This window comes from Flavonifractor sp. DFI.6.63 (genome assembly GCF_024462255.1).
Lineage (GTDB): Bacteria > Bacillota > Clostridia > Oscillospirales > Oscillospiraceae > Lawsonibacter_A > Lawsonibacter_A hominis.
On record NZ_JANGBE010000030.1, the window covers coordinates 1 to 13,591 of the forward strand.

Genomic DNA, 13,591 nt, shown 5'->3' on the forward strand with positions numbered 1-13,591 from the left:
ACAGGCGGGACACGACCTTCGTCGATCGGGCCTCCTGGATGCCAAACGATATGCAGTATACGCTCGGAAGGGTCATGAACAAGCTGCCGGGCGAGTTTCAGCAGATTCCGTATGTCGATGCCTGGGGACGGCAGGAGAGCACAGGGAACCCGGCAGAGCAGTCATTCAACAACTTCCTCAATCCGGCCTACACGTCGAGGGAAAACGCCACAGAAGCGGACAAGGAGATCCAGCGGCTGCTGCGCGCCGGGCAGAGCGGCGTCGTACCCAAGCGTACCCCACAGAGCGTCGAGGTTACCTACAAGGAGAATCCCAAGGATGCGGAGAATCAGAAGCGTTATCTGAACGCCGAGGAATACGTTTCCTACGCCACCGTGAAGGGGCAGACCTCATACGAGCTGGCCATGGACATGATAAACAGCGACGAATACCGGAGCATGACCGATGAGCAGAAGGCCGAGGCGCTCAAATTGGCCTACGCCTACGCCGGGCATGTGGCGGCGGAGGAGGTCACGGACGGGAAGCACGAGAGCGAGGCGTATGTGGCGCTGGCACAGGCCGCAAAGAAGGAGCTTGGCCTGTCCGAGGCGGAGTACCTGCTGCTCTACGAGGAATACGGCGGCGCTCTGGTCAACGGGGACAAGGTGCGCGAGGCCTACCAGCAGGGGATGGAGCCGGAGACCTGGCTGGAGTACGCTTCCGGGAAGAGCGCCTACAATTCCGACGGGGAGGGCGGCCTGACCATAGCCGAAACCGCCAAGTCCATCCGGGAAAGCGGGCTGACAAAAGACCAGCAGGAACTCCTCTGGCTGGTCAGCTACCCGGAGTGGTCGGAAAAGGCAGACAAGGCCGGCGTGCCAATCTCGGATTACATCGCGTACAAGGCTGCGACCGCCGGGCTGAAGAAGTCGGCGGAGAAAAAGGCCGCCCTGATCGACGCCGGGCTTCCGCTCTCCCTGTACGACAAAATCGGCTTAAAAAAGCCCCCGCCTCCCGTAGCATCGGCTCTTGGGTGGCGGGGGTTTTGTCTATTGCAGGATGTTTGGCAATATGTCTCTTTCAAGTGAGACATCGAACGATTCCGGTAATTTTGGCAATGAGTGAGAACGGTACTTTTTTAAAAAACTAAGAATCGTAAAACCTGTGATAGCCTCTGTGCGCATATCTCTCATTAAAATTATTCCGCTTGAGCTGTCATCGCCATAGGAGTTTGTTTTGTCTCCAATTGCGACATACAATGTGTCAAAGCGCTGGTCGTAGTCAATTTTCATTGTTTGCAATGTATATCGCCTCCCCCTTCGTGCCAGCTATCGGATTCTTGGATGGATATGCCGTCACGACCTCACCGCCTCCGCCAACAACGGAAAGGACAACTTTTGTGTGAGGGGCGTAGCCATAATATGTAGCGCATTTGGTTTCCTTGCTATATATTTCCCGATAATCTAACGGCGGGTCGCTATCGTGGCTCTCATAGATATTATCAGGACTCCGAATAGTATCTATAATTGCCTCAACGTTATCTTTCATTATAGGATGCCCGGTTAATTCGTTAATTATGTGTCGCTCCCACTGATTTTCAGAACAATATACCGAAACTCCACGTGGGTCCTTTACTTTTAAAATATCGCTCATGCCTGTTATTCTGCATTCGTCGAAGAGAATATATTTTTTAAAATCTCAAAAAGTTGTTTGGCCGTCCCCTCCGAAATCACAATGCCGCATACGTCTTTACGTTCTGTGTCTGTTTGGATTTTTCCAGATGGAATAGCGTTGGTCTGCGCTTGGTCCCGCAATACAGGATATTCTTGAGCAAAGTTAATAACTATTTCGCCGAGTTGAGGATTATGTGTAACAGTAAAAGCATTTGAATATTGAGGCTGCACCATAATATATGCCCCCTTCTTTCTTTATGTACTTGAATTATACATGCCAAATGTTAACTTTTCAAGTACTACAAAAAGCATCCGCCAAAGCTGTGGCACTACATATGGGCGTCTACCTATAGCGTGCTTCAGTTTTTTGGTGCATAGAAGCGTCCAACTATACCTCACCCACCCCCGGATGCCCTGTGCTGGTGTCCGGGGGATGTTTTTGGGTGCGGCGTCCGTGTGCAAATCCGTGTGCAATCTCATCTGTAATTTCGTATGTAATTCTTAAGTTTTCTTCATGTTATCATGTATCTGGATTTATTATTTCGTATTCATTCAAGAGCTTGCAAACCATTGATAAATCAAAGAAAAATCCCGAAGCCCTGATTTCTAAAAGCTTCGGGATTTGGTGCCGGTGGTGGGACTTGAACCCACACGGTATTGCTACCAACGGATTTTGAGTCCGTCACGTCTACCATTCCATCACACCGGCATGGTACGAGGTTCGGAAATTATTATACACGAGACAGCGGCGCTTGACAAGAGTTTTCTCACATGGAACAAGCAGAAGAGCACTGTGCGTTCAATGGGCGGCGTCAGATACGGTTTTCCGGCGGGGAGCGCGCGGCGCGTGCGCCGCGGCCGTGCCGGCATGGCTATCCGTATCAACTGAGGGTACCATTTCAGAAAAAAATATGATATGATATCCAAAGACCGCAACAGACCCCCTTTGGAGGAAAACGGATATGAAGAAACACGGACTCAGGCTGTGTCTGGCAACGGGACTGCTCCTGCTGCTGACCGGGTGCTTTTCCCAGTCGGTGGACGAGCTCTACGCGCCGCCCCGCGCGCCTGACGATTATTTGAAGCTGGATGATAAGATCAACGAGGTGCTCAACCAGGGCGGTGAATATGCCGCGCCTCTGAGCGGAGAGCTGACGCAAAAGGTACAGCTCCAGGACCTGGACGGGGATGGAAATATGGAGGCCATCGCGTTTTTCCGGGTAAGTACGGACGAGCGGCCCCTGAAGATCTACATCTACCGTCAGACCGAAGAGGATTACGAGGTGGCCGCCATCATCGAAGGGACGGGCACCGCCATCAACTCGGTCAGCTATGTGGACCTGGACGACAGCCCTTCCAAGGAGATCGTGGTCAGCTGGCAGATGTACGAGAAGACCCATGCGCTGGGGATTTATTCCATCGACCGCTACGAGGTGGTGGAGTTGGTGCGCACCGACTATACGGACTTCTGCCTGTTCGACCTGGACGGGGACAGCCAAAGGGAGCTGATCGTCCTCCAGACCGGGGTCAATGACGAGGACAACCGGGCGGAGCTGTATAATTTTCAGGAGGGGGTCCTGGAGCTGGAGTCCTCCGCACCCCTGTCCCGCAATGTGACCGGTCTGGCGGACGGCGGGATCAAGACGGGCTATCTGCGGGACAGGGTCCCGGCGCTGTTCATTCCATCTTATTATAAGGGTGAGAACGGCCTGATCACAGATATTTTTGCCTGGCGCAGCGGACGGATCGAGAACATTACCTTGAACCGGGAAGGGGAGAGCGAGAACACCATCCGCCTGTATACCCAAGTCTCAGGAACCGATATCAACGGGGACGGGGTGATGGAGTTGACCGCCCCCTATGCGCTGCCCGACCCCAACAGCACCAGCGCGGCGGTGAACTTCTGGGCCATCCGCTGGCGGCAATTCGACGTGAACGGAACCGCCTGGCCGGTGTTTACCACTTATCACAACGTGCGGGACGGCTGGTATTTCATCCTGCCGGACGAGTGGGAGAACAAGATCGCCATTTCCCGCAGCGATCTGGCCAGCAGCGGGGAGCGGGCGGTGGTCTTCTCCTACTGGGAAGGCGATGCGGCGGTGGATCCCGCGCCGTTTTTGGTCATCTATCAGCTCACCGGCGACAACCGCTATATGCGTGCCAATATGACGGGCCGCTTCCGCCTGCATACCGGGGCGGAGGACGACAGCGAGACGCTGTATGCCGCGCGGTTTGTAGACTGCGATTGGGACTGCGGCCTGGACGAGACGGGCGTACAGGAAAACTTCGCCCTGATCGTCAGCGATTGGTCGGTCACAACATAGAGGAGGGAACGACATGAAAAAGGTGCTGGTGCTGGAGGACGAGGCGAACATCCGCAGCTTTGTGGTCATCAATCTGAAACGGGCCGGATACGAGGCCATTGAAGCCGAGAGCGGCGAGGAGGCCCTGGCCCAGCTCAAGCGCAACCCGGATATCAAGGTGGCGCTTTTGGACATTATGCTGCCCGACATGGACGGGTTTGAGGTCTGCCGCCGCATCCGGGCGGGGGACAACAAGATCGGCATCATCATGCTCACCGCACGCACGCAGGAAATGGATAAGGTCACCGGCCTGATGACCGGGGCGGACGACTACGTGACCAAGCCCTTCTCCCCGGCGGAGCTTACCGCCCGTATCGACGCCCTTTACCGCCGTACCGGCGGGGAGGAGGCGGCGGACACCGGGGAGATCAGCCAGCCGCCCTTCCTGCTCAATACCCGTAACCGCACGTTGGAGAAAAGCGGTCAGCGGGTCAAGCTTACCCAGGTGGAATACTCGATCATCAAACTCTTTATGGACAACCCCGGGAAGGCCCTTTCCCGGGAGGAGATCCTGGACTCGGTTTGGGGGCGGGATTACTTCGGGGAATTGAAGATCGTGGATGTGAACATCCGCCGTCTGCGCATCAAAATCGAAGACGACCCCACGAACCCGGTCTATATTACGACCGTGTGGGGATACGGCTATAAGTGGGGCTTTTGAGCCGGCGGCCCGGGGGCGGCTTGGGTGGGCCCCGCGCAGCGGGGCGGCGTCTGCGCCGCACAAGGGCTTGCCGCAGGCAAACCCTTGGCCCAGAGCGGATTTATTTCGCTCCAGCAGGTCGAAAGCACAAGCGGTCCCCGTACAATAGGGGATGAGACGCCCCCATGAATCCGGTCTATCTTACGCCCCTGTGGGGCACGGCTATCAGCGGGGCGTTTAAAGCGGCGGTTTCGATCCGTCCGCCGGGGGCCCAATGGCCGGGCCCCTTCGGCCCGGTGAAAGGCAGGCCCAAAGAGATCCATCCAGGTGGTGAAGTCAGGCTCTATGAAAAAAATCAAAGGGATCCGCAAGCGGTGGATGGTCAATTCCATCAGTGTGGTGCTGTTCATCGTGCTGCTGGCGGTGACGGCGTTTTCCGCCGCCATGGGGAGCTATTACTACACGACCATGAGCAACGCCCTGCGCAGCAAGGCGGAGGGGGCCATCTATTCCTTTCGTGCCTATCAGGCGGAGAGCACCTATTACCAGTACGCCCGCTCCGTGGTCAGCGATGCGGCGGGGGAGCAGCTGGAGGTGGAGTTTATCGATTCCAGGGGCCAGATCCGGTTTTCCAGCTCCGACCTGACCGCGTTCCGTTCGCCCGGCACGCCGGATATCGCGGAGGCCCTCAGCCAGGGACGCACCAAGGTGTGGACGGGTTCGGACCCCAGCACCGGAGAGCACGTCATGGCGGCCTCCAGCCCGCTGATCATCAACGGCCGGGTGGCGGGGGCCATGCGGTATGTCACCTCCCTGCGCAGCGTGGACCGGCAGATCATCCTCATTGTGGGCATCGCGCTGGGCATCGGCCTTGCTATCCTGGGCATGGTGTACTTCTCCAACCTGTACTTCGTCCGCTCCATCGTGGATCCGGTAGCGGGCATCACAGACACCGCCAAACGGATTGCCGCCGGGTCTTACGGGATCCAGATCGAGAAGAAGTTCGACGACGAGATCGGTGATCTGACCGACGCCCTCAACGATATGTCCCTGAAGATCAAGCAGTCGGAGAAGCTGAAGAATGAATTCATCTCCTCGGTTTCCCATGAGCTGCGCACGCCCCTCACCGCCATCAACGGCTGGGCGGAGACCATCATGAACGGGGAAGTACGGGACGCGGAGGATGTGAGGAAGGGAATGGGCATCATTGTGTCCGAGGCCCGGAGGCTGACCAACATGGTGGAGGAGCTGCTGGAGTTCTCCCGCATCCAGGACGGGCGTTTTACCCTTTCCATCGAGCCCATGGACATCAAGGCGGAGCTGGAGGACGCGGTGTATACCTACCGGGAGTTTTTCCGCCGGGAGGGCATTGAACTGAATCACTTTGACTGCGAGGAGGAGTTCCCACCCCTGTCCGGGGATCCGGAACGCATGCGTCAGGTCTTCTGCAATCTGCTGGACAACGCGGCCAAGCACGGCGGCAGCGGAAAACGCATCGACACGGCCATCCAGGGGGACGGGGATCAAGTGGTCATCACCATCCGGGACTATGGCCCCGGTATCCCGGAGGAAGAACTGCCCCACGTGAAGTACAAATTTTATAAAGGCTCCTCCAAAGCGCGCGGCAGCGGGATCGGCCTTGCGGTGTGCGACGAGATCATCTCCCGCCACAACGGTACGCTGGAGATCGGCAACGCAGAGGGGGGCGGCTGTATCGTCACGCTCCGCCTGCCCCTCGGCGGAATTACCGTGAGATAGAACAAGAGTTCGATAAAAATACCCGCACCCCTTGCAATTGGGGTGCGGGTTTGATAAAATACAAAACGACAGGAAACGATGAAAGCGAGAAGGAGAATTTCTGCTACATGACGAATGAAAAAGACCGATCCTGCGCTACGCCGTACAAGACCATGATCGGCGGGCAGGCCCTGATCGAAGGGATCATGATGCTGGGGCCGGAGAAGAAAGCCGTGGTGGTCCGCAAGCCGGACGGCGAGCTGGTGGAGCAGGTGGAGGAGCGGGTGCTTATCAAGGACAAGCACCCCATTCTGGGCGTCCCCTTCCTCCGGGGCGTGTTCAATTTCTGTTCCTCGCTGGCCAACGGCGTCAAGGCGCTGATGTATTCCGCCAGCTTCTTTCCCGAGGACGAGGAGCCGGAGGAGCCCTCTAAATTCGAGCTTTGGCTGGACAAGCGCCTGGGCAGCGAGAAAGCCGCCGGCGCGGTCGTCACCTTCGCAGTGGCGCTGGGTATCCTGTTTTCAGTGGTCTTGTTTTTCCTGCTGCCCACCGCCCTGGCCGGCGGCGTGGCCTACTTTTTCCCGCTGCCCATGTGGGGGCGCAACCTGCTGGAGGGCGTGGTGCGTATCGTCATCTTTATGGGGTATCTGGTCCTCTGCTCCCGTATGAAGGATATCCACCGGGTGTTCGAGTACCACGGCGCCGAGCACAAGACCATCTTCTGTTATGAGCGGGGCGAGGCGCTGACGGTGGAGAACGTCCGCAAGCAGCCCCGGCACCACCCCCGCTGCGGCACCAGCTTCCTGTTTGTGGTCATCGTGGTGAGCATTCTCCTCTCCAGCGTTCTGTTCGCCTTTGTCCACGTGACCAATACCTTCGCCCGCATGGGGCTGCATATCCTGCTGCTGCCGGTCATCGTGAGCATTACTTACGAGCTCAACCGTCTGGTAGGCAAATATGACAACGCCTTTACCCGCATCGTGACCGCGCCGGGGCTGTGGCTCCAGAACTGGACCACGTTTGAACCCGACGATTCCATGATTGAAGTGGGGATACGGGCCTTTACGCTGGTTTTGCCGGAGGAAAAGGGCAAAGACGAGTGGTGATGTTCCACGCCCGGGGGAAGCGCCGTGCCCTGGGCGCGCAAGCCCCGCGGAGCCGCCGCTTCGCGTTCGTATCCCCGCCTGCGGGGGCCGTTCGGGGCGGGCGGCGCGGTGCTGTGTGAGAATTGGAAATCGAGGAAGTGGTTTTATGGCGACCACCTACAACAACCTCTATCTGGACGCGCGGAAACGGCTGAAAGAAGCCGGGATCGAGTCGGCCCAGCTGGAGGCGCGGGAGATCGTCTGCTATGCCGCCGGCAAGACCCGGGAGCAGTTTTTCCGGGACCTGGCGCTGTATGCCTCCGATCCGGTGGAGGAGCGGGTGCGCGCGCTACTGGAGCGCCGTCTGGCGGGAGAGCCGGTGGCTTATATCATCGGAGAATGGGAGTTCTATGGACTGAGCCTGGATATGGACCGGAACGTACTGATCCCCCGCATGGATACCGAGCTGCTGGCCGAGCGGGCCATCCTGCGCGCCCGGGCCGCGGGGGAGGGCGCGCGGGTGCTGGATTTGTGCGCAGGCAGCGGCTGCGTGGGCCTGGCGGTGGCCGCCAACGTGCCCGCCTGCCGGGTGGTGCTGGCCGATTTGAGCGAGGAGGCGCTGAAGATCTGCAAGCAGAACGTGCGCCGCAACGACCTGAACGCCAGGGTCACCTGCATGCTGGCCGACGCGAAGGAAAAGCCGGACCCTGTGCTGTGGGATTTCGATGTGATCGTCTGCAACCCGCCGTACATTCCCTCGGGAGACATTCCCGGCCTGGACGTGTCGGTGCGGGACTACGAGCCCCATTCCGCTCTGGACGGCGGTGCGGACGGGCTGGATTTTTACCGCTCCATCGCCTCCAGATGGGGCACCGCCCTCCGGTTGGGCGGCGGGCTGCTGTTCGAAGTGGGGATCGGGCAGGCCCCGGACGTGGAGTATATTCTGGCACAAAACGGGTTTGAAGCGATCCAGACGCACCGGGACACCCAGGGGATCTGGCGCGTCGTGGAAGGGACCCTGAATACATAGCGCGGGGCGTTTCCCCGCGATTGGAGAGGAGTACATCAGAATGGCTGAGAAAAAGAAGGCCGGCGTGGAGGCGGCAGCCCCGGCGTCCGATAAGAAACGGGCGCTGGAGACCTGCATCGCCCAGCTGGAGAAGACCTATGGCAAGGGCACCGTCATGCGTATGGGGGAGAACACCGGCATCGTGGTGGAGGCCATCCCCACCGGCTCCCTGTCTCTGGACCTGGCCCTGGGGATCGGCGGCGTACCCCGGGGGCGCATCATCGAGATCTACGGCCCCGAATCCTCCGGCAAGACCACCCTGGCCCTCCATGTGGTGGCCGAGGCCCAGAAGCGGGGCGGCGAGGTAGCCTACATCGACGCCGAGCACGCGATGGACCCCAGCTATGCCAGGGCGCTGGGCGTGGATATCGACTCCATGCTCATCTCCCAGCCGGACACCGGCGAGCAGGGGCTGGAGATCTGCGAGGCGCTGGTCCGCTCCGGAGCCATCGATGTGGTGGTGGTGGACTCCGTGGCCGCCCTGACCCCCAGGGCGGAGATCGAGGGGGACATGGGCGACTCCCATGTGGGTCTGCTGGCCCGGCTGATGAGCCAGGCGCTGCGCAAGCTGGCCGGTTCGATCGCGAAGACCAACTGCGTGGTCATCTTCATCAACCAGCTCCGGGAAAAGGTAGGCGTCATGTACGGCAACCCCGAGGTCACTACCGGCGGTCGGGCGCTGAAGTTCTACGCCTCCGTGCGGGTCGAGGTGCGGCGGATCGAAGCGCTGAAAAACGGCGGCGAGGTCATCGGCAACCGCACCCGGGCAAAGGTGGTCAAAAACAAGGTGGCGCCCCCGTTCAAGGAGGCCGAGTTCGACATCATGTACGGCGAGGGCATCTCCAAGGTGGGCGAGATCCTGGATCTGGCCGTCAAGTTGGATCTGATCCAGAAGTCCGGCTCCTGGTTCGCTATGGGCGAGGTGCGCATCGGGCAGGGACGGGACGCCGCCAAGCAGTACCTCAAGGATAATCCCCAGGTCTGCGAGCAGGTGGAGGCGGACATCCGTAAAAACGCCTATAAGCTGCTCAGCGGTCAGGCCAAGGCCGCCGCCAAGGCCGCCGGCCGCGCGGTGGATGTGTCCGCCGACGACTTTGAGGACGGCGAGGATGAAGATCGTTAAGCTCCGGCCCTCTCAGCGCGTCCGGGACCGCTGGCTGGCCTTCCTGGAGGACGGCGCGATCCTGCGCCTGGGTTCGGGGGAGGTGGCCGCCTTCGGCCTGTATGCCGGTATGGAGCTGTCCCCGGAGCTGCTGGAGCGCCTGAACGCTGCGGCGCGGCAGGGCCGGGTGCGGGACAAGGCCCTGGATCTGATCGCCGCCCGTCCCCTGTCCCGGAAGGAGCTGACCGATAAGCTCACCGCCCGACCGAGGGATCGGGAAAAGGCGGCGGCCACGGCAGAGGAGGCCGCCGCCGCCGCCGACTGGCTGGAGGAGATGGGCTATCTGGACGACGCCGATTACGCCCGCAGGGTGGTGGAGCATTACTCCGCCAGGGGCTGCGGTCCCGCCAAGCTCCGGGACGAGCTCTACCGCCGGGGGGTGCCCCGGGACTGCTGGGACGATGCCCTGGCGGCGCAGGAGCCCCCCGAAGGCGCCATCGACGCCCTGCTGCAAAAAAGGCTCCGGGGCGCGGACCCATCCGACCCCAGGGCGCTGAAACGGGCCGCCGACGCGCTGGCCCGGCGGGGCTACCGCTGGGAGGAGATCCAGGAGGGGCTGGAGCGCTATCGGGCGCTTTCGGAATAGGACCGCGGAACGAAGCTCCGGAGCGGCCCGGGGGACGATCCGGCGGCGCTGGGATCGGACAAGACCGCCGGTACGAACCGACCGCCCAGCCATACCCCGTTGCGGGACGCGGCGAGCGCTTCCGGGGCGCAAAGCCGTGCGCGCAGGGAAAGCAGCTCGTCCTGAAAGGATGCGCCGGGCGCCGCTTGGATCTGATCCTAGCGGCCGTTCAGCGTCCGGACGGTTTTGGCGCAGCCCGGGGAAGCGTTGGGACGGTCGCGCCCCTCAAATCTGCCGTAACAAAGCGCTTCAATGCGCTTAGACCTAGGGCATCACCGGACAATTCCCCAAGCACGTCTTGGCGGCCGATTTGCCCCCCAAAATGCGTTGCGAAACCTTGCAATACACAAAGTATTCCTGCGGTTTTGCGCCTTTTTGCGGCACAAATTTTCGCGCCAATCCGCACGCGTTGAATGATGCGGTAATGCCCTGGCAACTACCTCGAATGATATTTGATTTTGCCTATGAGTAGATTGCAATCTGCTTTTCGGTAAAAGACGGGCAGCAAGCATGGACGATCGAACAGCATGTTCGGAGCGTGTCTACCGACTGCGGAAGGCCCGCGGCCTGAGTCGGAGAGAGCTGGGCGATGCGGTGGGACTTTCCCACAAGGCAATCCGTACGATTGAAAGCGGAAATCGTTCAACGACCATTGAAAAGCTGGTGGAGCTGGCCCGCTTTTTTCAAGGCCCCACCGACTGCCTGCTGGGCTTGAAGGATACCAAAGATTAAAGGAGAATTCCTGTTTTGAAGGTTGCATTCGTATCGCTTGGCTGCGCCAAGAACCTGGTGAATACCGAACAGATGATGGCCCTGGTGCGCCAGGCGGGCCACACCGTGGCCGGAGAGGCGGCGGGGGCCGATGTGGCGGTGCTCAATACCTGCGGCTTTATCGACTCGGCCAAGAGCGAGGCCATCCAGAATATTTTGGAGCTGGCCGCCCTCAAGGACGAGGGGAAGCTGAAGAAGCTGCTGGTCACCGGCTGCCTGTCCCAGCGCTACCAGAAGGAGCTGGTGGAGGAACTGCCCGAGGTGGACGGCGTGCTGGGCACCGGCAGCTATACCGAGATCGTCTCCGCGCTGGAGGAGGTCATGGCCGGGGGCCGGCCTTTCCGCTTCGGGGACATCGACCATACGCAGGAGGACGGGGCGCGGCTGGTGTCTACACCGCCCTACACCGCGTATCTGAAGATCGCCGAGGGCTGCGACAACCGCTGCGCCTACTGCGTTATCCCCTCCCTCCGGGGCCGCTACCGCAGCCGCACCATGGAGTCCCTGCTCGCCGAGGCCCGGACGCTGGCTGAAAGCGGCGTGAAGGAGCTTATCGTCATTGCCCAGGATATCACCCGCTACGGTACCGACATCTACGGCAAGCGGATGCTGGGGCAGCTGCTGCAGGAACTGTGCAGGCTCGACTTTCACTGGGTACGGCTGCACTACCTTTACCCGGACGAGGTGGATGAGAGCCTCATCGACGTGATCGCCTCGGAACGGAAAATCGTAAAGTATATCGACATCCCCCTTCAGCACGTCAACGACGGGATCCTCAAGGCCATGAACCGCCGCTCCACCAAGGCGGAGATCCTGGCGCTGCTGGCGCGGCTGCGCGCGCGCCTGCCCGGACTGGTGCTGCGTACCTCCCTGATCTGCGGCCTGCCCGGCGAGGGAGAGGCGGAATTTGAGGAGCTGTGCGCCTTCCTGCGCACCGCCGGCATCGAGCGGGCGGGCATTTTCCAGTTCTCGCCCGAGGAGGGCACGCCCGCCGCCGCCATGGAGGGCCAGGTAGACCCGGCCATGGCCGAGCGCCGGGTGGAGCTGCTGGTGGATCTGCAATCCCGGGTGATGGATGCGTGGAACGAACGCCGCCTGGGCGAGACGCTGGAGGTGCTGTGCGAGGGCTTCGATCCGGAGATGGGCTGCTACGCCGGGCGCTGCTACGCCGATTCGCCCGACGTGGACGGCAAGGTCTTCTTTACCGCCGGCGGTCTGGTGGATGCGGGCAGCTTTGTCCCTGTCCGCATCACCGGCGCCTCCGACGGGGACCTGACCGGAGAGATCGAGGAGTGATGGAATGAATACCGCCAATAAGCTGACGATGCTGCGGGTGCTGATGATCCCACTGTTTTTGGTGGCGGTCTATCTCCGCTTCCCCTTCCATATGCTGTTCGCCCTGATCGTTTTCCTCCTGGCCTGCATCACCGATTTTGTGGACGGCTATATCGCCCGGCATTACGATCAGGTCACCGACTTCGGTAAGTTTATGGACCCGCTGGCCGACAAGGTGCTGGTCATGGCCGCGCTGCTGTGCTTTGTTGAGATGGGCCGTCTGAGCGCCTGGGCGCTTTTGATCGTCATCGTCCGGGAATTTGCCGTCACCGCCCTGCGCCTGATCGCCGCGGAGCGGGGCCGGGTCATTGCCGCGGCCTGGTCGGGCAAGGTGAAGACCGCTTCCACCATGGTGTGTATCTGCCTGATGCTGGCCTTCTCGCGGCCTGCGCTGGACCGGGTGTGCACGGTGGTCATCCTGGCCTCCACCGTGTACTCCGGCATCGAGTATTTCGTGAAGAACAAGGATGTTATCGACTGGAGCAGTCTGTAATGTTGGATTTCAGCCAGGATCTCTCGGCCCAAACGCCTCTGGTTCACCCCACCTCCCACATCCAGAACTGTACCCTGGGCCGGTATGTGGAGATCGGGGACCACTGTGTGCTGGAGGAGACCGCGGTGGGGGATTACACCTACTGTTTCGGCTCGAACGACGTGATCTACACCACGCTGGGCAAGTTTAACTCCATCGCCACCGGCGTGCGTATCAGCCCCGTGCAGCACCCGGCCAAGACCCGGGCGGCCGCGCATCATTTTACCTATCGCTGTTCCCACTACGGGTTTGGACCGGACGACGAGGGCCTGATCCAGTGGCGGCGGGAGACGTCCCATGTGACCACCGGCAACGATGTCTGGATCGGTCATAACGCCGTGGTGATGGGCGGCGTGACGCTGGGGGACGGCGCGGTGGTGGGCGCGGGCGCAGTGGTCACCCACGATGTGGCCCCTTATGAGATCGTGGGCGGCGTACCTGCAAGGCACATTGGCTGGCGGTATGCGCCGGAGGTGATCGCGGCCATGGAGCGTATCCGCTGGTGGGACTGGAGCCATGAGACGCTGAAGGAGCGCCTGCGGGACTTCGATGATGTGGAGCGCTTCTGCGCGCGCTATGATATTGGGCAAAAGTGAGAAAAAATCCAGCAGAAAATGCAG

Annotated in this window: 14 protein-coding genes and 1 tRNA gene; 12 read left to right on the forward strand and 3 right to left on the reverse strand. The window is 60.5% G+C overall.

The window, feature by feature from the left end; genetic code table 11:
• On the forward strand, positions 1-1,067 hold a 1,067-nt coding region (locus NE547_RS13835), incomplete at its 5' end, for a hypothetical protein (RefSeq protein ID WP_256176193.1).
• 193 nt (positions 1,068-1,260) lie between these two features.
• Here the strand turns inward: NE547_RS13835 and NE547_RS13840 are convergent.
• The 3 genes from NE547_RS13840 to NE547_RS13850 form a co-directional block, all read right to left on the reverse strand.
• Complete coding sequence (locus tag NE547_RS13840; RefSeq protein WP_186906241.1) at positions 1,261-1,632, reverse strand: hypothetical protein; 372 nt, start codon at positions 1,630-1,632, stop codon at positions 1,261-1,263.
• A gap of 5 nt (positions 1,633-1,637) precedes the next feature.
• The gene (locus tag NE547_RS13845; RefSeq protein WP_186906240.1) at positions 1,638-1,886 is read right to left on the reverse strand and encodes a hypothetical protein; all 249 of its coding nucleotides are present in this window, start codon (positions 1,884-1,886) and stop codon (positions 1,638-1,640) included.
• 389 nt (positions 1,887-2,275) lie between these two features.
• Positions 2,276-2,361 (reverse strand) — tRNA-Leu (locus tag NE547_RS13850).
• A 253-nt stretch (positions 2,362-2,614) separates the two neighbouring features.
• Here NE547_RS13850 and NE547_RS13855 point away from each other — a divergent pair.
• From NE547_RS13855 to NE547_RS13905, 11 genes are all read left to right on the forward strand, one after another.
• The gene (locus NE547_RS13855; protein WP_256176194.1) at positions 2,615-3,976 is read left to right on the forward strand and encodes a hypothetical protein; all 1,362 of its coding nucleotides are present in this window, start codon (positions 2,615-2,617) and stop codon (positions 3,974-3,976) included.
• Positions 3,977-3,989: 13 nt separating this feature from the next.
• Positions 3,990-4,676, forward strand: a complete 687-nt coding sequence (locus NE547_RS13860) for a response regulator transcription factor (RefSeq protein ID WP_186906238.1) — start codon at positions 3,990-3,992, stop codon at positions 4,674-4,676.
• Positions 4,677-5,000: 324 nt separating this feature from the next.
• A complete protein-coding gene (locus NE547_RS13865) occupies positions 5,001-6,413 on the forward strand; it encodes a cell wall metabolism sensor histidine kinase WalK (RefSeq protein ID WP_256176195.1) in 1,413 nt (470 codons plus the stop codon).
• Between the two features lie 107 nt (positions 6,414-6,520).
• Positions 6,521-7,498, forward strand: coding sequence for a DUF1385 domain-containing protein (locus NE547_RS13870; RefSeq protein WP_256176196.1), 978 nt, complete (start codon positions 6,521-6,523; stop codon positions 7,496-7,498).
• Between the two features lie 145 nt (positions 7,499-7,643).
• Positions 7,644-8,507, forward strand: a complete 864-nt coding sequence (prmC, locus tag NE547_RS13875) for a peptide chain release factor N(5)-glutamine methyltransferase (RefSeq protein ID WP_186906235.1) — start codon at positions 7,644-7,646, stop codon at positions 8,505-8,507.
• 40 nt (positions 8,508-8,547) lie between these two features.
• Positions 8,548-9,669 carry a recombinase RecA gene (gene recA, locus NE547_RS13880; RefSeq protein WP_186906234.1) on the forward strand — a complete coding sequence of 374 codons (1,122 nt, stop codon included), beginning with the start codon at positions 8,548-8,550 and terminating at the stop codon, positions 9,667-9,669.
• Positions 9,656-10,294, forward strand: a complete 639-nt coding sequence (locus NE547_RS13885; protein WP_256176197.1) for a regulatory protein RecX — start codon at positions 9,656-9,658, stop codon at positions 10,292-10,294. Before recA ends, NE547_RS13885 begins: the two co-directional genes overlap by 14 nt.
• Before the next feature lie 549 nt (positions 10,295-10,843).
• Positions 10,844-11,065: a helix-turn-helix domain-containing protein gene (locus NE547_RS13890; RefSeq protein ID WP_256176198.1), complete on the forward strand. Its 222-nt coding sequence runs from the start codon at positions 10,844-10,846 to the stop codon at positions 11,063-11,065.
• A 15-nt stretch (positions 11,066-11,080) separates the two neighbouring features.
• Complete coding sequence (gene rimO, locus NE547_RS13895) at positions 11,081-12,400, forward strand: 30S ribosomal protein S12 methylthiotransferase RimO (RefSeq protein WP_256176199.1); 1,320 nt, start codon at positions 11,081-11,083, stop codon at positions 12,398-12,400.
• A 4-nt stretch (positions 12,401-12,404) separates the two neighbouring features.
• A complete protein-coding gene (gene pgsA, locus NE547_RS13900; protein ID WP_256176200.1) occupies positions 12,405-12,932 on the forward strand; it encodes a CDP-diacylglycerol--glycerol-3-phosphate 3-phosphatidyltransferase in 528 nt (175 codons plus the stop codon).
• Complete coding sequence (locus NE547_RS13905; protein ID WP_256176201.1) at positions 12,932-13,567, forward strand: DapH/DapD/GlmU-related protein; 636 nt, start codon at positions 12,932-12,934, stop codon at positions 13,565-13,567. The genes pgsA and NE547_RS13905 overlap by 1 nt, the downstream gene beginning before the upstream one ends.
• The last annotated feature ends 24 nt before the right edge of the window (positions 13,568-13,591 follow it).